At 71.2% G+C, this 18,835-nt stretch carries 18 protein-coding genes; 13 read left to right on the top strand and 5 right to left on the bottom strand.

Features of this window, described 5'->3' with window-relative positions:
• Positions 1–30 precede the first annotated feature (30 nt).
• Complete coding sequence (locus V7067_RS05085; RefSeq protein ID WP_334174797.1) at positions 31–336, bottom strand: DUF2282 domain-containing protein; 306 nt, start codon at positions 334–336, stop codon at positions 31–33.
• 37 nt (positions 337–373) lie between these two features.
• A complete protein-coding gene (locus V7067_RS05080; protein WP_334174796.1) occupies positions 374–643 on the bottom strand; it encodes a DUF2282 domain-containing protein in 270 nt (89 codons plus the stop codon).
• 214 nt (positions 644–857) lie between these two features.
• Between V7067_RS05080 and V7067_RS05075 the strand changes: the two genes are divergently transcribed.
• From V7067_RS05075 to V7067_RS05065, 3 genes are all read left to right on the top strand, one after another.
• Complete coding sequence (locus V7067_RS05075; RefSeq protein ID WP_334174795.1) at positions 858–1,424, top strand: sigma-70 family RNA polymerase sigma factor; 567 nt, start codon at positions 858–860, stop codon at positions 1,422–1,424.
• Positions 1,411–2,046, top strand: a complete 636-nt coding sequence (locus V7067_RS05070) for an NrsF family protein (protein ID WP_334174794.1) — start codon at positions 1,411–1,413, stop codon at positions 2,044–2,046. Before V7067_RS05075 ends, V7067_RS05070 begins: the two co-directional genes overlap by 14 nt.
• 162 nt (positions 2,047–2,208) lie before the next feature.
• Entirely contained in the window at positions 2,209–2,913 is a 705-nt protein-coding gene (locus tag V7067_RS05065) for a YjbE family putative metal transport protein (protein ID WP_334174804.1), read from the top strand.
• Positions 2,914–2,978: 65 nt separating this feature from the next.
• Here the strand turns inward: V7067_RS05065 and V7067_RS05060 are convergent, their stop codons facing one another.
• Positions 2,979–3,335 carry a ribbon-helix-helix domain-containing protein gene (locus V7067_RS05060; protein WP_334174793.1) on the bottom strand — a complete coding sequence of 119 codons (357 nt, stop codon included), beginning with the start codon at positions 3,333–3,335 and terminating at the stop codon, positions 2,979–2,981.
• A gap of 241 nt (positions 3,336–3,576) precedes the next feature.
• Between V7067_RS05060 and V7067_RS05055 the strand changes: the two genes are divergently transcribed.
• A complete protein-coding gene (locus tag V7067_RS05055) occupies positions 3,577–5,856 on the top strand; it encodes a heavy metal translocating P-type ATPase (protein WP_334174792.1) in 2,280 nt (759 codons plus the stop codon).
• Here V7067_RS05055 and V7067_RS05050 read toward each other — a convergent pair.
• Positions 5,835–6,896 (bottom strand): helix-turn-helix domain-containing protein, encoded by a 1,062-nt coding sequence (locus V7067_RS05050; RefSeq protein WP_334174791.1) that lies wholly within the window; start codon positions 6,894–6,896, stop codon positions 5,835–5,837. The genes V7067_RS05055 and V7067_RS05050 overlap by 22 nt on opposite strands.
• A 641-nt stretch (positions 6,897–7,537) precedes the next feature.
• Here V7067_RS05050 and V7067_RS05045 point away from each other — a divergent pair.
• Positions 7,538–8,944: an FAD/NAD(P)-binding protein gene (locus V7067_RS05045; RefSeq protein WP_334174790.1), complete on the top strand. Its 1,407-nt coding sequence runs from the start codon at positions 7,538–7,540 to the stop codon at positions 8,942–8,944.
• A 69-nt stretch (positions 8,945–9,013) separates the two neighbouring features.
• Here V7067_RS05045 and V7067_RS05040 read toward each other — a convergent pair whose 3' ends face one another.
• Positions 9,014–9,481, bottom strand: a complete 468-nt coding sequence (locus tag V7067_RS05040; protein WP_334174789.1) for a MarR family transcriptional regulator — start codon at positions 9,479–9,481, stop codon at positions 9,014–9,016.
• 246 nt (positions 9,482–9,727) lie between these two features.
• On the opposite strand from V7067_RS05040, the gene V7067_RS05035 reads away from it, so the two are divergent.
• The 8 genes from V7067_RS05035 to V7067_RS05000 all read left to right on the top strand — a co-directional run bounded on the left by V7067_RS05035 (position 9,728) and on the right by V7067_RS05000 (position 18,745).
• Complete coding sequence (locus V7067_RS05035) at positions 9,728–10,795, top strand: cupin domain-containing protein (protein WP_346433187.1); 1,068 nt, start codon at positions 9,728–9,730, stop codon at positions 10,793–10,795.
• Positions 10,792–11,244, top strand: a complete 453-nt coding sequence (locus tag V7067_RS05030; protein ID WP_334174787.1) for a hypothetical protein — start codon at positions 10,792–10,794, stop codon at positions 11,242–11,244. The genes V7067_RS05035 and V7067_RS05030 overlap by 4 nt, the downstream gene beginning before the upstream one ends.
• 141 nt (positions 11,245–11,385) lie before the next feature.
• Positions 11,386–12,099 carry a fumarylacetoacetate hydrolase family protein gene (locus tag V7067_RS05025; protein WP_334174786.1) on the top strand — a complete coding sequence of 238 codons (714 nt, stop codon included), beginning with the start codon at positions 11,386–11,388 and terminating at the stop codon, positions 12,097–12,099.
• Entirely contained in the window at positions 12,096–12,743 is a 648-nt protein-coding gene (maiA, locus tag V7067_RS05020; RefSeq protein WP_334174785.1) for a maleylacetoacetate isomerase, read from the top strand. The genes V7067_RS05025 and maiA overlap by 4 nt, the downstream gene beginning before the upstream one ends.
• 181 nt (positions 12,744–12,924) lie before the next feature.
• A complete protein-coding gene (locus V7067_RS05015; protein ID WP_334174784.1) occupies positions 12,925–14,157 on the top strand; it encodes a 3-hydroxybenzoate 6-monooxygenase in 1,233 nt (410 codons plus the stop codon).
• Positions 14,158–14,205: 48 nt separating this feature from the next.
• Entirely contained in the window at positions 14,206–15,546 is a 1,341-nt protein-coding gene (locus tag V7067_RS05010) for an MFS transporter (RefSeq protein ID WP_334174783.1), read from the top strand.
• Positions 15,547–16,056: 510 nt separating this feature from the next.
• Positions 16,057–17,484 (top strand): hypothetical protein, encoded by a 1,428-nt coding sequence (locus V7067_RS05005; RefSeq protein ID WP_334174782.1) that lies wholly within the window; start codon positions 16,057–16,059, stop codon positions 17,482–17,484.
• Positions 17,485–17,647: 163 nt separating this feature from the next.
• Complete coding sequence (locus V7067_RS05000) at positions 17,648–18,745, top strand: COX15/CtaA family protein (protein WP_334174781.1); 1,098 nt, start codon at positions 17,648–17,650, stop codon at positions 18,743–18,745.
• The last annotated feature ends 90 nt before the right edge of the window (positions 18,746–18,835 follow it).

The raw sequence follows: 18,835 nt of genomic DNA, 5'->3' as shown, positions 1-18,835 counted from the left end.
GCCCGGACACAAAAAGCCCGGACAGGGCCCTCACGAAGGCGCCGGACCCTGCTTCAGCGCGCCGTGGCCGGCGGGCGTCGTGATGGCTTCGCAGGTGCCCGCCGGCACGAGCTTCCAGGCGTTCTTCTGATAGTCGGTGCGGGCGGTGCCGGCGCAGGTGGTGCCGGGGCCGGCGGCGCAGTCGTTCTGGCCTTTCAGGGCAATGCCGTAGCATTTTTCCATCTTCGGCTGCGCCGTCTCCCCGGCCGCAGAGCCGGAGGCCAGCGCCACAGCGAAGGCCGCTGCCAGAGAAGCGGCGGCGAGGCCGGGCGCGAGGGCATGAACGTCTTTTTTCATGGGATTATATATCCGCTTCGTGAAGGGATGCCCGGCCTCACATCGGCTTCAGCGTGCCGTGCCCGTGCGGCGTCTTCATCTGCGTGCAGGTGCCGGCGGGAACGAGCTTGAAGGAGGCCTTGTCATAGTCCATCGTGGCCTTGCCGGCGCAGTCGTGCTTGCCTGCGGCGCAGTCGTTTTGCCCTTTCAGGGCAACGCCATAGCACTTTTCCTGCTGGTCCCCGGCCGCGGCGCCGCCGGCGCTCAGGCTGCCGATGGCCGTGAGGACGGAAGCGGCGACGGCGACGGAGAGGATGCTGGTCTTCATGGCGGGAGTCCTTCTCTGGTTCAGGTGCGGGCCGGTGTGGCTCCACTGACAGCTACGGACCCTGCCGGGGCTTTCTTACAGCGCTCCCTGAAAAAAAATCCGCGGGTGCGGAAGCAGCGGCCGGCCGGCGGGGCCAAGGCCGGCCGGGGCCTGTCTTTTTTGCGCGGCCGGCGTAAGAAAGAGGGCCCCGGCCGCGTAGGGAAGGCAGGACACCGTGAATTCCAGATCGCGGGAAGACGAATGGGCGGCGCTGATGCGGCGCGCGATGGATGGCGACGGCGCCGCCTATCGCCGCTTTCTCACCGATGTGACGCCGCATCTGCGTGCCATGGCGCGGCGGCGCTGCGCGGCGTTCGGTGTGCCCGCCGGCGAGGCGGAGGACGTGGTGCAGGACGTGCTGCTGGCCATTCACCTGAAGCGCGGCACATGGGACCGCGACCGGCCCATCGGGCCGTGGCTTTCGGCGATCGTGCGCAACAAGCTGATCGATAATCTGCGCCGCCGCGGCCGGCCGGGCGAAGTGCCCATCGAGGATGTGATGGACACGCTGGCGGCTGAGGAAGACACCACCGCGCACGACCTTGCCGATGCCGGCCGGCTGCTCGACCGGCTGAAGGAGCCGCAGCGCGGCATCGTGCGGGCGATTTCGCTGGAGGGCGCGGATGTGCGCGAGACCGCCGCCCGGCTGCGCATGACCGAGAATGCCGTTCGTGTGGCCCTGCACCGCGCGCTGAAGACGCTGGCCGCCCTCTACCGGAGCGAAAGCCGTGAAGACGACTGATCTTATCGACCTGCTTTCGGAAGATGCCGCCGTGCACGCCAGCCTCGGCCGCGCGCTGGCGCTGGCCTTCGGCATCGGCGTTCTCGGCTCCGGGGCGCTGCTGCTGGCCACGGTGGGCGTGCGCCCCGGCATGGGCGCGGCGCTGGAAACGCTGCGGGTGGCCTTCAAGGTCTGCGTCACGCTGCTGGCGGCCGTCGCGGCGGCCGGTGTGGTGTGGCGGATCGGCCGGCCGGGGCGGCCGGTGCGGCGGCCGGCCCTGCTGTTGCTGGTGCCGCTGGCGCTGCTGGCGGCGGCCGTGGCGGCAGAGTGCCTCAGCGTGCCGGCGGCAGGCTGGGGCGCGCGGCTGCTTGGCCGCCATGCGCTGTTCTGCCTGTTCTTCATTCCGGTGCTGTCGCTTCTGCCGCTGGCCGGGCTGCTGCTGGCGCTGCGCCTCGGTGCGCCGCAGAACCCCGGCCGCGCCGGGGCCTCGGCCGGTCTGGCGGCCGGCACCATCGCCGCCGCCCTCTATGCCTGGCACTGCCCGGACGACAGTCCGCTGTTCGTGGCGACGTGGTACGGGCTGGCCATCGGCCTGATGGTGCTGGCCGGCTGGCTGGTCGGCCGCCGGGTGCTGGTGTGGTAGGTTGCGGTGTCCGCCCCGTGGTGTCCGCCCGGCCGATGCGGGGCAGGGTGGTGCAATTTGCGCGCTGACAGGCGCCGGCGCAGGGGTTAACACGGCTGACCGTGCCCGCCTGCCGGCGGCAGCGCCGGGCCGGCCGACAAGCGAGAGATTGCAACCGTGGATATGATAACCGGGCTGTTCGACGGCGCGGCGCTGAGCGCGCTTCTGCAGGTGCTGCTGATCGACGTGGTGCTGGCAGGCGACAATGCCGTGGTGGTGGGGCTGGCCGCGGCCGGGCTGCCGCGCGACCAGCGCCTCAAGGTCATTCTGGTCGGCATTCTGGCGGCCACCGTGCTGCGCATCCTGTTTGCGACCGTTGCCGTTCACCTGCTGGCGATCATCGGCCTGCTGCTGGCGGGCGGCATCCTGCTGCTCTGGGTGTGCTGGAAGATGTGGCGCGAGATCCGCGCCGACCGCGCGGCCGAAGCGGCCGAGCACGAGGCCATTGCCGACACCGCAGAGGCCGAGCAGAGCATCGTGTTCGGCGACGAGGGCCGGGATGTCGCCCCCGCCGCCGCCGCCCCGCCGCGCAAGACCTTCGGGCAGGCGGTGATCCAGATCGTGGTGGCCGATGTCTCGATGTCGCTCGACAACGTTCTGGCGGTTGCCGGCGCTGCCCGCGAGCACCCGAGCGTGCTGATTCTGGGCCTTGCGATGTCGGTTGCGCTGATGGGTCTTGCCGCCTCACTCATCGCGGGCCTGCTGTCGCGCTATCGCTGGATCTCCTATGTCGGCCTCGCCATCATCGTCTATGTGGCGCTGAAGATGATCTACGAAGGCACGCTGGAGGTGATGCACGCGCTGCCGGCCGGCGCCATGCCGCTCTGACCGGCGGCCTCCCGCAGAAACCGCTTCTCGCAGAAACCGCCGCGGCACAAGCGGCCGCAGCGCTGTCAGGCCTCGACCGGGCGGGCCGCGGCCTCGCGGGCCAGAATGGCTGCGGCGTCCAGACTGCGGATCGGCACCGCCAGATCGCGCGGCACGGCGCCCACCGCCTGCAGGTGCAGGTAGCGCCCGCAGCACACGCGCAGGAACGAGGCGAAATTATCCACGCCGCCGGCGAACGCGAGTTCGTCGTGCAGGCGTGAAACAAGCTGGCCGACCGACAGGCCGTCGCGGCCGGCAATCTCTTCCAGAACCGTCCAGTAGAAATCCTCCAGCCGCAGGCTGGTGGAAACGCCGCTGAGGCGCATGGAGCGGGTGCGGGTGTGCCAGAGGGCCGGATCGGCCCCGACGAACAGGCGGCACATGGGAACACTCTCCTGAAGGCTTCACTCCCGGCGGATGGCGCTCTGTCTGCTGGCGCAGCGGGCCGTCTCGTTGCCCCGAGCATAGCACAGCGCGGCCGGGCGGCCAGAGGGGGCGCGCGGCCGGCCTGCGGGGCGGGAGTTGCCATTGCGCAAGGCCGGCAACGGGCATCGGGTGCAGGGTGCCCGGCGGAAGCGCCGGCGGATGGCCGGCGGGGCAGGCACGCGACCCGGGCAGCGGACCATGGAACGCATTCTTCGCAGGGTGATGATCCTCATTGCGCTGGGCGGGCTCGTCGCCGGTCTGGGGCTGTGGGCGGCCGGCCGGCCGCAACTGGCGCCCCCGGTCTGGATGGCGGCGACGGTGCCGGTGGTGCTGGGACTGTCGGTTTCCATCGTGCGCGATCTGCTGGCCGGCCGCATGGGTGTCGATGCCATCGCGCTCATCTCCATGGTGGCCGCCCTCGCTTTCGGCGAAACGCTGGCGGCCGTCGTCGTCGCGGTCATGTATGCCGGTGGCAACGTGCTGGAGGATTTCGCCGTTGCCCGGGCGGAGCGCGACCTGCGGCTGCTGGCCGACCGCGCGCCGCGCATTGCCCACCGCCGCACGGCCGGTGCCGTCGACGACATCCCGGTCGGCAGCGTGGCCGTCGGCGACACGCTGATGGTGCTGGCCGGTGAGATCGTGCCCGTCGACGGGCTGATTCTGAGCGCGGGCGCGGTGATCGACGAGGCTGCCGTGACCGGCGAGCCGATTCCGGTCAGCCACGCGGTGGGCGAACTCGCCCGCAGCGGAACGCTGAATGCCGGCGAGATGTTCACCCTGCGGGCCACCGCCACGGCGGAGGAAAGCACCTATGCCGGCATCGTGCGCCTCGTCACCGCGGCGCAGACCGCGAAGGCGCCGTTCACCCGCCTTGCAGACCGGTTCGCCCTGCTGCTGCTGCCGGTGGCGCTGGCGGTGGCGGCCGGGGCTTGGCTGTGGTCCGGCGATCCCGTCCGCGGCCTTGCGGTGCTGGTGGTGGCAACGCCGTGTCCGCTCATTCTTGCCGCGCCGGTGGCCTTCATCGCCGGCGTTTCGCGCGCGGCGCGGCGCGGCATCCTCATCAAGGGCGGTGCGGCGCTGGAGGCGCTGGCCCGCACCCACACCGTCATGTTCGACAAGACCGGCACGCTCACCGTGGGCGGCGCCCGGCTGGTGGCGGTGGAGGCCGCCCCCGGTGTGGCTGCCGACACGGTGCTGCAACGGGCCGCCTCGCTGGAGCAGGCCTCGCGCCATGTGGTGGCGCAGGCCATCGTGAGTGCCGCGACGGCCCGCGGCCTTGCCCTTGAGGTGCCGGGAGAGGTGCGCGAGACGCCCGGTTCCGGGCTTGAGGGGCAGGTGGGGGCGGTGCGGGTGGTGGCCGGTTCGTGGCAGCTCGTCGGCGGCGCCAGTGCGGCGGAGGACTGGGCCCTGCGGGCGCTCCGGCGGGCAAGCTGGCGGTCTGCCCTCAGCGTGTTCGTTTCCCTTGACGGCCGCGTCGTCGGGGCGCTGCTGCTGGCCGACGAACTGCGGCGCGAGACGCCGCGGGCCGTGCAGGCGCTGCGGGCCGGCGGCGTGGCGCGCATCATGATGGTCACCGGCGACCGCGCGGATTCGGCCGAGACCATTGCCGCGGCGCTGGACCTCGATGCCGTGCTGGCCGAGCGGGTGCCGGCCGACAAGGTGGAGGCCGTGGCCAGCGAGCAGCGCAGCAACCCCACGGTGATGGTCGGCGACGGCATCAACGATGCCCCGGCGCTGGCCATGGCCGACGTGGGCATCGCCATGGGCGCGCGCGGGGCCAGCGCCTCGTCTGAGGCGGCGAGCGTGGTCATCCTCGTCGACCGGGTGGACCGTGTGGCCGATGCGGTGGCCATTGCCCGGCGCACCCGCCGCATCGCGCTGCAGAGCATCGTTGCCGGCATGGGGCTTTCGGGCGTTGCCATGGCGGCGGCGGCCATGGGCTGGCTGACGCCGGTGGCCGGCGCGCTGTTGCAGGAGGTCATCGACGTTGCGGTCATCCTCAACGCCCTGCGGGCCCTTTCCGGCGGCCTCGGCCTGTCCCGGCCGGGCGTGCCGGCGGCCGATGTGACGGCGCTGCGCGAGGGCCACGAGCGCCTTGGCGAGGCACTCGACCGGCTGCGGGAAATCGCCGATGCCCTGGACGATGCCGCGCCGGAAGCGGCGGTGGCACTGATCGCGGAGGCCGATGCCCTCGTCGCCGGCCAGATCGTGCCGCACGAGCAGGATGACGAGAGCGTCGTCTATCCCCGGCTTTCGGCGCTTCTGGCCGAGCGGCGCGGCCTTGGCGCGATGAGCCGGGCCCACCGCGAGATTTTCCATCAGGCCCGGCTGCTGCAACGGCTTTCGGCCGGGCTGACGGCCGCCGATGCCGACCGCTACCTGATCCGCGATGCTCAGCGCACCATCGAAAGCCTGAATGCGCTGGTGAATATCCACAACGCGCAGGAAGAGGACATTTACGAATATTCGGCCGCCTGAGCCGCGCGCCCGCCGGGCTGCTGCGGCCTGCCGGCGGGCGAGGCAGCGTTGCGGCGGCGCCAGTCGCCCGGCGGCAGGCCGGTGCGGGCGCTGAAGGCGCGGCTGAAATGCGGCTGGTCGGCGTAACCGAGCGAAAGGGCGATTTCCACCAGACTGAGCGTCTCGTCGGCCAGCAGCACCCGCGCGCGGGCCATGCGCACCTCGGCCACGATATCGCGGAAGTGGCAGCCCTCGCGGCGGAGGCGGCTCTGCAGCCGCCGGCGCGAGCTGCCGAGGCGGAAGGCCGCCTCGTCGAGGCCGGCCCGCCCCTGCGCCACCATCGGTTCCAGCACCAGCCCCACCGCCTCGGCGGCCGAGCGGGGCAGGCGGGGGCAATAGTGCTGCTGCACATCGATGAGGCTGGCGCGGCGCGGCGGCGCGGCGGGCGCGCGCCGCGCCCACGCCCGCGGAAAGGTTACCCCCCAGCGCGGCGCGCCGGTCTGCACATCCGCCTGCAACACGTCGGCGACCGCCAGGGCCAGGCCGGGATGCCGGTCGGCAAGCGTCACCCCGATCTGTCCGGCGCGGCCTGAGCGGCATGGCTGCAGCAGCCGGATCATGGCAGGCAGCACATGCAGGGCGTGCTGGCGGTGGCCGCTGCCGGCGCGCGGGTGATAGGCGAAACTCCACACCGCGCGCTCGTCCGTCAGGTCCAGGGCGAATTGCATCGCGTTGCATTGCAGCGCCGACAGCCGGCAGATGCGGCGGATGGATTCGGCCAGCGTGGGGGCGGACTGGGCAAAGCCGATCAGGGGGCCGAAATCGGCCGGCTGCATGCCGAGGCCGACGTGCAGGCCGAAGGCGACGCTGCCGCAATGGCTGGCGGCCTGCTCGAACAGGGCCGAGTGGGCGGCGAAGGCCAGCGGCCGGCTCGGCGCGTCGGGCCGCAGTTCCGCCCCGCTCTGCTGCACCAGCCGGGCGAGGGTGTACGGCCCCTTTTCCGCTGCCAGCATGGCTGCCAGCGGCCCCAGCCCGGACTGACGTGAGAAAAGCGTCTCCATGCTGCTGCCCCCGATCCGGACCGGCTGCGGCAGCCGGCTTGTGCACGTCACTCCGGGTCATCGTGCCTGCCCTGTATAAAATGGCAAGACCCGTCATTCCGTCGCCGACTACGGTCCGACGATGTGCGGACGAACAATCCGCTGACAGGCGCGGCATCATGCCGGGCAGAAGCCCGCCGTGCCGCTGTCTGTGCGTTTGCCCGGCGCCGGGATGGCGGCGCTGCACGACCGTCGTTTCCTCCGCGCCACGGGTGCCGCCGCGATCCGCGACGGGCCATGGCGGGAACCGACGCGAGGCCCGGGCGGACGGAAAAGGGGGGAGCAGGCCGGGGCTGCGAAAGCAGGTCCGGCCTGCTTTTTTTGCGGCGGGTGCAGGACGTATTCCGCCCCGCGCTCCGCCCCGGCATTCGGTCCCGCTCCGCGACCGCCCGGGATGGATTTTTCAATTCCGGCGGAAATGCGGGCAATCGCGCGATGCGACCGGCTTTCGTCAAGTGCGATATTGTCTATTGATTGAATAGATTATAAGATGCCGTATCGACAGCCCCCATGGGCTGTTTCGCCCATGGTTCGTTTCACCGATGGCCGCCGCAGCCTGCGTGGCGCGGCGTGCGGGCCCTCTCTCGGGGAAGGATGCGGGAATGTCGCAGGCGGAGCGGACGGAACAGCCGGTGGTCATCATCGGCGGCGGCTTCACCGGCGCGGCGGTGGCGTGGCATCTCGCCCACCGGCGGCCGGCCGGCTCTGCGCCGGTCGTGATCGTGGAGCCCCGCGCGGTGCTGGGCGCCGGCCTTGCCTACAGCGCCGCCGAGCGCTGCCACCGCACCAACGTGCCGGCCCGGCGCATGTGCCTTTCCACCGCCGACCGCGGCGCGTTCCAGCGCTGGCTGGAGGCGCGGCCGGAGCAGGATGCCGATGAGATCGTGGCCGGGGCGCGGTTTCCCAGCCGGGCGCTGTTCGGTGCGTTCGTGGCCGCGCAGTTGCAGCCGCTGCTGGCCGCCGGCCGGGTGCGCCATGTGCGGCAGCGGGCTGGCGCGGCCGTGCCGGACGGCTGCGGTTTCCGCATCGTGCTGGAGGATGGCACCGCGTTGCAGGCCGGCGCGCTGGTGCTGGCCACCTCTCATCCCGCGCCGGCTGTGCCGGCCGCGCTGGCCCCGCTTCACGGCGCGCCGGGCTTTTTCGCCTGCGCCACCGATCCGGGGCTGGCGGATGCCATTGGCCGCGACGACCGGGTGCTGATCGTCGGCAGCGGCCTGACCATGGCCGATGTGGTGGCGGCACTGGATGCGCGCGGCCATCGCGCACCCGTCACGGCGCTGTCGCGCCGCGGGCTGCGCTCCCGCGAGCAGGCGACGGCGTGTCTGGAGCCGTTCGGCGATTTCACCGCCCGGCCGGTGCACAGGGCGAGCGCGCTGGTGCGCACGGTGCGGGCCACGGTGCGCGAGGCGGCGGCCGCCGGCGTGCCCTGGCAGGCGGTGCTCGACCGCGTGCGCAACGACGGGCAGGCCATCTGGCAGGCGCTGTCGCCGCAGGCGCGGCTGCGCGTGGCGCGGCACCTGCGGGTGTTCTGGGATGTCCACCGCTTCCGCATCGCCCCGCAGGTCGCCGGCGTTCTGGAGCGACGGGCGGGCGAGGGGCTGTTCGATCTGCGGGCCGGCTATCTGGCCGGCGCTGCCGCGCAGGCCGGCGGGCTGACCGTGCGCTGGCGCCCGCGCGGCACGCAGGCCCTTCAGCAGGGCTGCTTCGATGCGGTCGTGGTGGCCACCGGCCCGGCCCACGGTGACATCGTGTGCCGCAATCCGGTGGTGGCGAGCCTTGCCGGCGCCGGGCTCGTGGGCCTCGATCCGACCGGGCTCGGCCTTGCCACCACGCGCACGGCCCGTGCCGTCGGCTGCGACGGGCAGGTCTGTGAAAACCTTTTCATCGCCGGCCCGCTGGCGCGCGGCACCTTCGGGGAGCTGATGGGGCTGCCGGAAGTGACGGCCCATGCGGAACTCGTGGCCGCAGAACTCGCCGCCCGTCTCGCCGGCCACCAGGCGGCGGCCTGAAACCCGGCTGCTGCCTGAAACCCCGCCGGCGGCTGCGGGCCGCGCGGCGATTCAGCCTTCGTCGGGCGTTCAGCCTTCGTCGACCGTGCGCAGCGGCGCGCGGCTCAGCTCATTGCCGGCTTCCGTCGCCTTGGTGAGCAGGCGCATGAAGGTTTCGCGCTCGTCCCGCGCCAGCCCCTGCAGGATATCGTCCTGCACCAGCGCCACCGCCGGCCTTGCCCGCTCCAGCACCGCGCGCCCGTCGGGCGTGAGGTCGATCACCCGCGCGCGCCGGTCGCTGGGGCTGACGGTGCGGGTCAGGAACCCCTTTGCCACCAGCCGGTCCACCACACCGCCCAGCGTCACCCGGTCGTAGGCCACAAGGCCGGCGAGCGTCGCCTGATCGATGCGCGGGTGCAGCTCCAGCGTCGCCATCGCGCCGAACTGCACCGGCGTCAGATCCAGCCCCGCTTCGGCCATCCGGCTGGTGAAGACGGCAACCGCAATCTGCTGAAGGCGGCGGATGAGGTGGCCGGGGAGCACGGAAATATCGGTCATGGCAGCTCTTTTGCACGATCGGGCACAGCGGACGCTACCCGCCGCAATCCCCACCGGCAAGCGATCCGGCGCAAATCCTGTTTTCGATTATTGACAAGCATACTTACTATCAGTATACGTCATATAAGAACAATATCGATAAAAGAGGATGCGCCGATGACAGAGGCCCTGTCCGAAATCCGCCCCGACGCGGCCGCTGTGCCGCCGGCCTGTGCCGCATCCGGTGCCATGTCAGGCGCCAATGCCATGCAGCCGGAAGACAGTCCGGCCCTGCGGGCGCTCTATGCCAGCTTCGAGGCTGAGCATCTCATTCCGCTGTGGACTCAGATCGACGACCTGATGCCCGTGCATCCCCGGCCGAAGGCCGTGCCGCATGTGTGGAAATGGTCCCATCTGCTGCCGCTTGCCGAGCGCTCCGGCGCGCTGGTGCCGGTGGGGCGCGGCGGCGAGCGGCGGGCGATCGGCCTCGCCAATCCCGGCCTCGGCGGCCGGCCTTATGTGAGCCCCACGCTGTGGGCGGCGATCCAGTATCTCGGCCCCCGGGAGACCGCGCCGGAGCATCGCCATTCGCAGAATGCGTTCCGCTTCGTGGTGGAGGGCGAGGGGGTGTGGACCGTCGTCAACGGCGATCCGGTGCGCATGAGCCGCGGCGATTTTCTGCTGACGCCGGGCTGGAACTTCCACGGCCATCACAACACCTCCGACAAGCCGATGGCGTGGATCGACGGCCTCGACATTCCGTTCTCCTACCAGAACGACGTCGGCTTCTTCGAGTTCGGCTCCGACCGCGTCACCGATTATGCCACGCCGGCGCTGTCGCGCGGCGAGCGGCTGTGGTGCCACCCGGGCCTGCGCCCGCTTTCCGGGCTGGAAAACACCGTCAGTTCCCCCATCGGCGCCTATCGCTGGGAGCACACCGACCGCGCGCTGGCCAGCCAGCTTGCCCTTGAGGACGAGGGTTTCCCGGCAACCGCCGCGCCCGGCCACGCGGCGATCCGCTATGTCAATCCCACCACCGGCGGCGATGTGATGCCCACCATCCGCGCCGAATTCCACCGCCTGCGGCCCGGCAGCGCCACGCCGCAGCGGCGCGAGGTGGGCTCCAGCGTGTTTCAGGTGTTCGAGGGCCGCGGCGGCGTGGTGCTGGGCGGCACAGAGCACCGGCTGGAGAAGGGCGACATGTTCGTCGTGCCCTCGTGGGTGCCGTGGTCGCTGTGGGCGGAGCAGGCGTTCGATCTGTTCCGCTTCTCCGATGCGCCGATCATGGAGCGGCTGCACTTTGCCCGCAGCCATATCGGGGCCGATACGCCGTGAGCGGCCGGCCGGCCGGCGATCTGCTGCAGGCCCGCCGCGCCATTGCCGCCTTTGCCCGCGCGCTTGCCGGCCTGCCCGATGCCGCATTGGACGGGGCGCACGGCGGGCGGCTGCGGGCGGCGGCGGCGGCCATCGGCTGCGGGGCCCGCAGCCTTGCCAACGCCATCGCCTTTGCCCGCACCGGCCTTGAGCCGGAGGGCAGCGAGGCGGCGCCCGTGCCGGCCGAGGCCATGGCCCGGGCGGCAACCCTGCCGGCGGCGGCGCTGCGCAACCTGTGTACCCATGCCCACGCCCATCTCGATGCGGAATGGCGCGATCTCGATGCCGCCGGCTGGCAGGTGCCGGTTCAGGCCGGCGAGGGGCCGCCGGTGGCGGCGGCCGAAACGCCGCGGCTGTGGACGGCGGCGCTGATGCACGCCACCGGCGTGCTGGCCGCAGCGGCGGCCTGACGCCCGCTTTCACCCGATTGCCCCGCCGGCGCTTTCCGCCGGCGGCCACGGACAGCCACGCCATCCGCCGCCGTGCGGGGGAGGGGCGAACGCTGTTCCGTTGCCCGGAATCCAGTCTCCATCCTCCAGAGGAAGATCCCGATGTCTGATACCGTCGCCAGCGACGCCCGCCTGTTTCCCTCGCCCGATTTTCCCGCCGTGCCGGTGGCCGGCGAAAAGGCCGCCTATCCGGTGCACCGCATCTTCTGCGTCGGCCGCAATTATGCCGAGCACGCCCGGGAAATGGGTGTGGAGGTGGACCGCGAGGCGCCGTTCTATTTCACCAAATCGCCGCTGGCGATCGTGCAGAGCGGGGCGGCTGTGCCCTATCCGCCGGGCACGGAGAATTATCACTACGAGATGGAACTCGTGATCGCCATCGGCGCGCCGGCGTGGAAGGTGCCGCCGGAGGCCGCCGGCGCCGCGGTCTTCGGCTATGCCGCCGGCCTCGATATGACGCGCCGCGACCTGCAGCTGGCCGCCCGCGCCAGGCAGCGGCCGTGGGATCTGGGCAAGGATTTCGAGCAGTCGGCGGTGATGGCCCCCATCACCCGCGCGGCGGAATTCGCCGTCGGCACCCAGCGCATCAGCCTCGCCGTCAACGGCACGGTGAAGCAGGATGCCCGCCTGTCCGACCTCGTCTGGTCGGTGGAAGAACTCGTCAGCCACCTGTCGCACTTCTATCACCTCGCGCCGGGCGATCTCATCTTCACCGGCACGCCGGCGGGCGTGGGGCCTGTGGTGGCCGGCGATGTCATCCACGGCGAAATCGAGGGCCTCGCCCCCGTCGCGCTGCGCGTGGAGCCGGCGGAATGATCTTCCACGGCTATTTCCGTTCATCGGCGGCCTACCGCTGCCGCATCGCCTTCAATCTCAAGGGCGTGGCGCCGGAATTCCGCCCGGTGCATCTGCGCCGCGGCGGCGGCGAGCAGAAGAGCGCGGCCTATCGCGCGCTCAACCCGCAGGCGCTCGTGCCCGCGCTTGAAACCGGCGCAGGGGCGGTGCTGACGCAGTCGCTCGCCATCGTCGAGTGGCTGGACGAGACCGTGCCCGGCCCGGCGCTGCTGCCGGCGGATGCGCTGACGCGGGCAAAGGCGCGGGCGTTTGCGCTTGCGATCGCCTGCGACATCCACCCGTTGCAGAACCTGCGCGTGCTCGACGACCTGAAGAGCCGCTTCGGCGCCGGACAGGAGGCGCTGGACGGCTGGTGCCGGCGCTGGATCGGCGAGGGCCTTGCTGCCTGCGAGGGCCTGCTGGCGCGCGAGCTGCAGCGGCCGTTCGCCTTCGGCGACACGCCCGGCCTCGCCGAGATCTGCCTCGTGCCGCAGATGTTCTCGGCCGACCGCTTCGGCGTCGACACTGCAGCGATGCCGCGGCTGCGGGCGCTGCGGGCGGCCTGCGAGGCCCTGCCGGCGTTCAGCGACGCCCACCCCGCCCGCCAGAGCGACGCGGAAGCCTGAGTGGCGCTTGCCACTCCCCGGCGGGGGCGCCACCGGCCGCCCCCGCGCGCACCGGACGGAAAACTCTGCCGGCCGGAAAACCCTGCCAGCGGAAAATCCTGCCAGCGGAAAATCTGCCAGCGGGAAACCGCACAAGACGACAAGGCCCGCACAGACGCGGCCGAACGGGAGTGAGAGCCACATGAACCAGAAATATCCGATCCTGATTGCCGGCGGCGGCATCGGCGGCCTTGCTGCGGCGCTGGGGCTGGCCCGGCAGGGCATCCGCTCGCTGGTGCTGGAAAAGGCGCCGGTGCTGGGCGAGATCGGCGCCGGCATCCAGCTCGGCCCCAACGCCTTTCATGCGTTCGACTGGCTGGGCGTGGGCGACAAGGCGCGCGCACTGGCGGTCTACATCGACAGCCTGCGGCTGATGGATGCCATCACGGCAGAGGAAATTACCCGCATTCCGCTCGGCGACGGCTTCCGCGCACGCTTTCGCAACCCCTACGGCGTCATCCACCGCGGCGACCTGCACGGCGTGCTGCTGCGCACCGCGCGCGAAAGCGCGCTCATCGAACTGCGTACCTCCAGCGACGTGCGCGATTATGTGCAGGACGGCAGCAGCGTGACGGTGACGCTGGCCGATGGCAGCACCGTGACCGGCGCGGCCCTGATCGGCGCCGACGGGCTGTGGTCGGCCATTCGCAGGAAGGTGGTGGGCGACGGCGCCCCCCGCGTTTCCGGCCACACCACCTATCGCTCGGTCATTCCGACCGAACTGATGCCGGAGGATCTGCGCTGGAACGCTGCCACGCTGTGGGCCGGCCCGAAGTGTCACATCGTGCATTATCCGCTGTCGGGCTGGAAGGTGTTCAACCTCGTCGTCACCTGCCACAACGATGCGCCCGAGCCCGTCGCCGGCCGTCCTGTCAGCCTTGAGGAGGTGCGCCGCGGCTTCGGGCACGTCAACGAGCAGGCGCTGAAGATCATCGACCACGGCCGCGACTGGAAGCAGTGGGTGCTGTGCGACCGCGAGCCGGTTTCCGGCTGGCAGCAGGACCGGGTGGTGCTGCTGGGCGATGCCGCCCATCCGATGCTGCAATATTTTGCACAGGGCGCCTGCATGGCCATGGAAGACGCCGTGTGCCTTGCCGGCGAACTCGGCGCAGCCGGCGACATCGCCACCGCCTTTGCGCGCTATCAGGAAAAGCGCCGGCTGCGCACCGCGCGGGTGCAACTGCAATCGCGCTGGATCGGCGAGAACATCTATCACCCGGCCGGCGCCCACGCCGCTCTGCGCAACGCCATCATGCGCTCCAGAAGCCCTGAAGACTGGTACGACAGCGTCGACTGGCTCTATGGCGGCTCCGGCATGGAGGGATCGTTCGGCGCCGTGCCGGCGGCGATGCCCGCACTTTCCGCAACGGCCTGAAAACAGCGCCCGCACAACAAGAAACAACCATCGCCGGAGGAAACACACATGAAGCCACGTGCCGTTGACGTGCAGGACTTCATCAACAGCCATCCGTTCTCCCGCTATCAGGGCCTCATTCTGGTGCTCTGCTTTCTGGTGGTCGCCATCGACGGGTTCGATACGGCGGCCATCGGGTTCATCGCCCCGGCCATCCGCCACGAGTGGGGGCTTTCGGCGGCGGCGCTGGCGCCGCTGTTCGGCGCCGGGCTGTTCGGCCTGATGGCCGGCGCCTTCCTGTTCGGCCCGCTTGCCGACCGCTTCGGCCGCAAGACGCTGCTGGTGGCCACCTGCGCCATCTTCGGCATCATGACGCTGGCGTCCGCCTTCTCCACCTCGGTGGAAATGCTGGTGGTGCTGCGCTTTCTCACCGGCCTCGGTCTTGGCGGCGCCATGCCCAACACCGTCACCCTGACGGCGGAATATTGTCCCGAGCAGCGCCGCTCCTTCCTCGTCACCACCATGTTCTGCGGCTTCACCATCGGCTCGGCGCTGGGCGGCTTCCTCGCCGCCTACATGGTCGATCTGTGGGGCTGGCGCTCGGTGCTCATGCTCGGCGGTCTGGTGCCGCTGGTGCTGGTGCCGTTCCTCGCCGCGCTGCTGCCGGAATCGGTGCGCTTTCTGGTACTGAAGGGCGGGCAGGAACCCCGCATCGCCCGCAGCCTCGGCCGCATTGCGCCGGCGGCAGAGCTGAACGGCGCCACCTTCACCGGTGTGCACCACCACCCGGGCTCGCCGGTGAGCCAGCTCTTCACCGCCGAACTCCTGCGCGGCACGCTGCTGCTGTGGCTGAGCGCGTTCATGAGCCTGCTCATCATCTATCTGCTGTCGAGCTGGCTGCCGACCATCATCAACGCCACCGGCGCCTCGCTGAAGGCGGCCTCGCTCATCACCGTGCTGTTCCAGGTCGGCGGCACCATCGGTGCCATCATCCTCGGCCGGCTGATGGACCGCCACAACCCGCCCGTCATCCTCGCACTGTCCTACGGGCTGGGCGCGGTGTTCGTGGCGCTCATCGGCAGCCTCACGGCCTCGCCGCTGCTGGTGGGCGCGGCAGTTTTCGGCGCGGGCTTCTGCGTTTCCGGTTCGCAGGTCGGCCTCAATGCGCTGTCGGCGGCCTACTACCCCACCACCAGCCGGGCCACCGGCGTGTCGTGGACCAACGCCGTGGGCCGCACCGGCTCGGTGCTGGGCAGCATGATGGGCGGCGCCATGCTGGCGCTCGGCTGGGGGCTGCCGGCGATGTTCCTCGTCGTGGCCCTGCCGGCGGCGGTGGCAGCCGTCGCCATGCTCGCCATGGGCCTTTCCCGCCGTGCCGCGGCGCGGGCGGCCGTGGCGGCCGGCACCTGAGCGCAGGCCGCTTCCGCCCGCCCGGCAACGCGGCGGGCGGAAGCCGGCAAGCCACAGGCAAGCCCGTCCGGCCCGCCGGCGGTGCCGGTGCCAGGGCTTTCGCGCGACACGGTTAACCGCCGGCTGCCGGCGCAGGCATGGCCGGTGCGGCAATCGCAGCCCTGCATTTTCTGCATGCCTGTATTGTTGGTTAACCACTGACGGCGAAAGTGTGGCAGCGATAAATAAGCGCCGCGCTTCTCCGAAAGGAGGCGCCACTCTGAAGACCAATAAAGGCCGCTGTCGCTTTGCGAGCGGCCTTTTTATTTTGTACGGTCTGCCGCCGCAAAGGTGTACGGAGCCTCTCTTCAGGTGACGGCGACTATTGGCGGCCGCCCGGCCAGCATTTTCCCCCTCTGCAATCCGTTAACCGTGCCGGCTGCGTTGCCCCGGCGCGGGGCGGGACGTTAACCCGGCGCTTACCGCGGCAGGGCACCTTGGCTTTCAGCAGCAAAGGTGGAGTCGCGGCACATGGTCGATCTCACCGTCGGAGCACCGATCCGCGGGGCGCAGGCGACGAAGGGTATCCCGATGAGGGCTGCCCGCCTGCCGCATGGCGCCGGCTGGATGGCGGCTGCTGCCCTTGCGGTCGGGCTGACCGGCTACACTGCCCTCGACCGGATGATTCCGGTTGCGACCGCGACGGCGCGTCTGGCCGTTGCGCAGGGCAGCGACGATGCGGCCGGGCGCGCGGCGCGCGTGGCCGCCGCAAGCCAGATGCTGCATTCGCCCGAGTTTCTGCGCACCGTGATCCGCCGCCTCAATGCCGAGGCAGCCGCCCGGCTCGATGACGATATTCTGGTGCCGGACAATCTCGCCGCGCGTCTCTTTTCCGTGGATGACGGCGGCCTGCCGGCCACCACGGCGGTGGAGGAGCGGCGGGTTTCCGCGCTCGGCGCCGCGCTGTCGGTCAGCCCCTCGACCAGCGAAACGGTGTCGCTGTCGCTGGCGGCCGACAATCCGTCGGCGGCCGCGACGGCGCTCAATGCCGTGCTCGATACCTACGTTTCGCTGGCCTCTTCGGCGCCGAGCGATGCCGCGGCGCGCATCGTGGCGCCGGCGGCGGTTGCCGGCCCGCGCAGTGCCGGACTGGTCGGCGGCCTTGCCGCCCTTGCCGGGGCGGCAGCCGCGGCGCTGACCGGGCTGTTCCTGCGCCGGCGGGCACGGGCGGCCGCGGCCTTTGGCGACATGATTTCCGTTCCCTCCGCCCCGCCTGTGGTCGGCGCGGTGCCGGTCGATGTGCGCGTGCCCACCCGCGGCAAGCCGGCCGGCCGTCGCCGGGCCGAACAGGGCGGCGAGCGCTTCTGGACCGGCGGCCACGATCACCGCGCGCTGCACTGTCTGGCGGTGATCGGCGTCGGCGGCACGGAGGCCTCGGCGCAGGTGGCGCGGATGGCCTCTTCCGCGGCCGAAGAAACCCCTGCGGTGCTGATCGATCTGACCGGCGAACTGCAGGCCCCGCGCCCGGCCAATGCGCTGGGCTTCGGCGGTCTGCTGGCCGGCGAGGTTTCGTTTGCCGAGGTGATCGCCCGCGATCCGCAGCGCCGGTTCCATGTGCTGGCCGGCTGCCCGGACGATCTGGGCGTGGCGTCCGAGCGTCTCGATGCGGTCATCGAGGCTCTGGTTCATGCCTATGACCGGGTGGTGATCCACCTGCCGCCGAGCGATATCGACCGTCTTGCCGCCCGCGTTTCCGGGCCGGTGGAAGGCATCGTGCTGGCGACCGACCGCGATGCCTGCGCTCCGGGCGTTCAGGCGGCTTTCGACCGGCTGACGAGCGCCACGCGCCGGCCGGTGACGGTCGCCGCCATCGAGGGCTGCCCGGTGCGCGATCTGCCGGCCGCCCCGGCAGGCACGCCGGCGGTGGCCGCCACGGCGCGGTTCGCCCGCGCCGCGTGAGGGCGGCGGCGGTCCGCAGTTTTCTGTCGTCCTGTCGCCGGCCGGGCTCTGCCCGGCCGTTTTGCGTGGGCCCGGGGCGTTGCTGCCGGCGGGCGCGAGCCGCTATATAGGCCCGGCCCGGTTCTTCACCGCCGGGTGCGACCGACTGCGTGAAATCTCAGAAATGACACCTCAGAACGCTTCCTCACCCCGCGCGCCGGCCGCCGCCGGCCGGCCCCTCGACGGGGTGGCTGCCAACATCACCCGCCAGCGCCGGCAGAACGCCGTGCGCATCTGGCTCTGGGTGGTGGCGGTGATGATCATCGCCATGGTCGTTGTCGGCGGGGCCACGCGCATGACCGGCTCCGGCCTTTCCATCACCGAGTGGAAGCCGGTGCACGGCACGATTCCGCCGCTGTCTCTGGCCGAGTGGCAGGAAGAGTTCGAGAAGTACAAGCAGATCCCGCAGTTCTCCATCCTCAACCCGGACATGGATCTGGCCGGTTTCCAGTTCATCTTCTGGTGGGAGTGGAGCCACCGCCTGCTCGGGCGGCTGATCGGCGTGGTGTTTGCCGTGCCGTTCGTTTATTTCCTCGCACGCGGCTACCTGCCCCGGCAGCTGCGCTGGCCCATGGCGGGGCTGTTCGCGCTCGGCGGCCTTCAGGGGTTCGTCGGCTGGTGGATGGTGGCCTCGGGGCTGGTGGAGCGCACGGAGGTCAGCCAGTATCGTCTGGCCATCCACCTCACCTTCGCCTGCCTGCTGCTGGCGGCCATCGTGTGGGTGGCGGAAGGGCTGCGGCCGGTGCGGCAGGGGGCGCCGGCGCCGGCGGGCGTGCGCCGGCTCGGCAGCGTCATCGTGGCGGCGGTGCTGGTGCAGATCTTCCTCGGCGGTCTGGTGGCGGGCCTGAGGGCAGGGTGGACCTACAACACCTGGCCTCTCATCGACGGTGCCCTTGTGCCCGAAGGGCTGCTGGTGCAGGCGCCTTGGTGGCGCAATCTGTTTGAGAATCCGCTCACCGTGCAGTTCGACCACCGCATGGTTGCCTATGGCGTGGTGGTGCTGGCGCTGGCCCAGATGTGGCGGGCGCGGGCCACCCCGGCGGCGGCCGGCGCGGTGCTGCTGCTGGCGGCGGTGCTGGCGCAGGCGGTGCTGGGCATTCTGGCGCTCATCCATGTGGTGCCGCTGTCGCTGGGGCTGGCGCACCAGTTCGGCGCGGTTGTGGTGCTCACCGTCGCCGTGGCGCACCGCCGCCACATGGCACGGTCGTCGTTTGCGGCCTGAAGCGGCCCGCGCCGCGTGCGGCGCTTTGTGAACGCCGGCCGGGTGGACGGGCGGCGCCCGGCCGCCTATGGTGCCGGTCAGTCGGGCGCG

This window comes from Pseudoxanthobacter sp., assembly GCF_036822375.1.
Lineage (GTDB): Bacteria > Pseudomonadota > Alphaproteobacteria > Rhizobiales > Segnochrobactraceae > Pseudoxanthobacter.
This window is presented reverse-complemented; position numbering and strand designations above follow the sequence as displayed.

Excerpts from the sequence above, each read along its gene's own strand:
- V7067_RS05060 (WP_334174793.1), bottom strand. The coding sequence starts at position 3,335 with ATGTGCCGCCTGTTCGTCGGGGCCGATCCGGCCCTCTGGCACACCCGC.
- V7067_RS05040 (WP_334174789.1), bottom strand. The coding sequence starts at position 9,481 with ATGACCGATATTTCCGTGCTCCCCGGCCACCTCATCCGCCGCCTTCAG.
- V7067_RS05085 (WP_334174797.1), bottom strand. The coding sequence starts at position 336 with ATGAAAAAAGACGTTCATGCCCTCGCGCCCGGCCTCGCCGCCGCTTCT.
- V7067_RS05055 (WP_334174792.1), top strand. The coding sequence starts at position 3,577 with ATGGAACGCATTCTTCGCAGGGTGATGATCCTCATTGCGCTGGGCGGG.
- V7067_RS05045 (WP_334174790.1), top strand. The coding sequence starts at position 7,538 with ATGTCGCAGGCGGAGCGGACGGAACAGCCGGTGGTCATCATCGGCGGC.
- V7067_RS05035 (WP_346433187.1), top strand. The coding sequence starts at position 9,728 with ATGCAGCCGGAAGACAGTCCGGCCCTGCGGGCGCTCTATGCCAGCTTC.
- V7067_RS05050 (WP_334174791.1), bottom strand. The coding sequence starts at position 6,896 with ATGGAGACGCTTTTCTCACGTCAGTCCGGGCTGGGGCCGCTGGCAGCC.
- maiA (WP_334174785.1), top strand. The coding sequence starts at position 12,096 with ATGATCTTCCACGGCTATTTCCGTTCATCGGCGGCCTACCGCTGCCGC.
- V7067_RS05080 (WP_334174796.1), bottom strand. The coding sequence starts at position 643 with ATGAAGACCAGCATCCTCTCCGTCGCCGTCGCCGCTTCCGTCCTCACG.
- V7067_RS05010 (WP_334174783.1), top strand. The coding sequence starts at position 14,206 with ATGAAGCCACGTGCCGTTGACGTGCAGGACTTCATCAACAGCCATCCG.
- V7067_RS05015 (WP_334174784.1), top strand. The coding sequence starts at position 12,925 with ATGAACCAGAAATATCCGATCCTGATTGCCGGCGGCGGCATCGGCGGC.
- V7067_RS05025 (WP_334174786.1), top strand. The coding sequence starts at position 11,386 with ATGTCTGATACCGTCGCCAGCGACGCCCGCCTGTTTCCCTCGCCCGAT.
- V7067_RS05005 (WP_334174782.1), top strand. The coding sequence starts at position 16,057 with ATGGTCGATCTCACCGTCGGAGCACCGATCCGCGGGGCGCAGGCGACG.
- V7067_RS05000 (WP_334174781.1), top strand. The coding sequence starts at position 17,648 with ATGACACCTCAGAACGCTTCCTCACCCCGCGCGCCGGCCGCCGCCGGC.
- V7067_RS05065 (WP_334174804.1), top strand. The coding sequence starts at position 2,209 with ATGATAACCGGGCTGTTCGACGGCGCGGCGCTGAGCGCGCTTCTGCAG.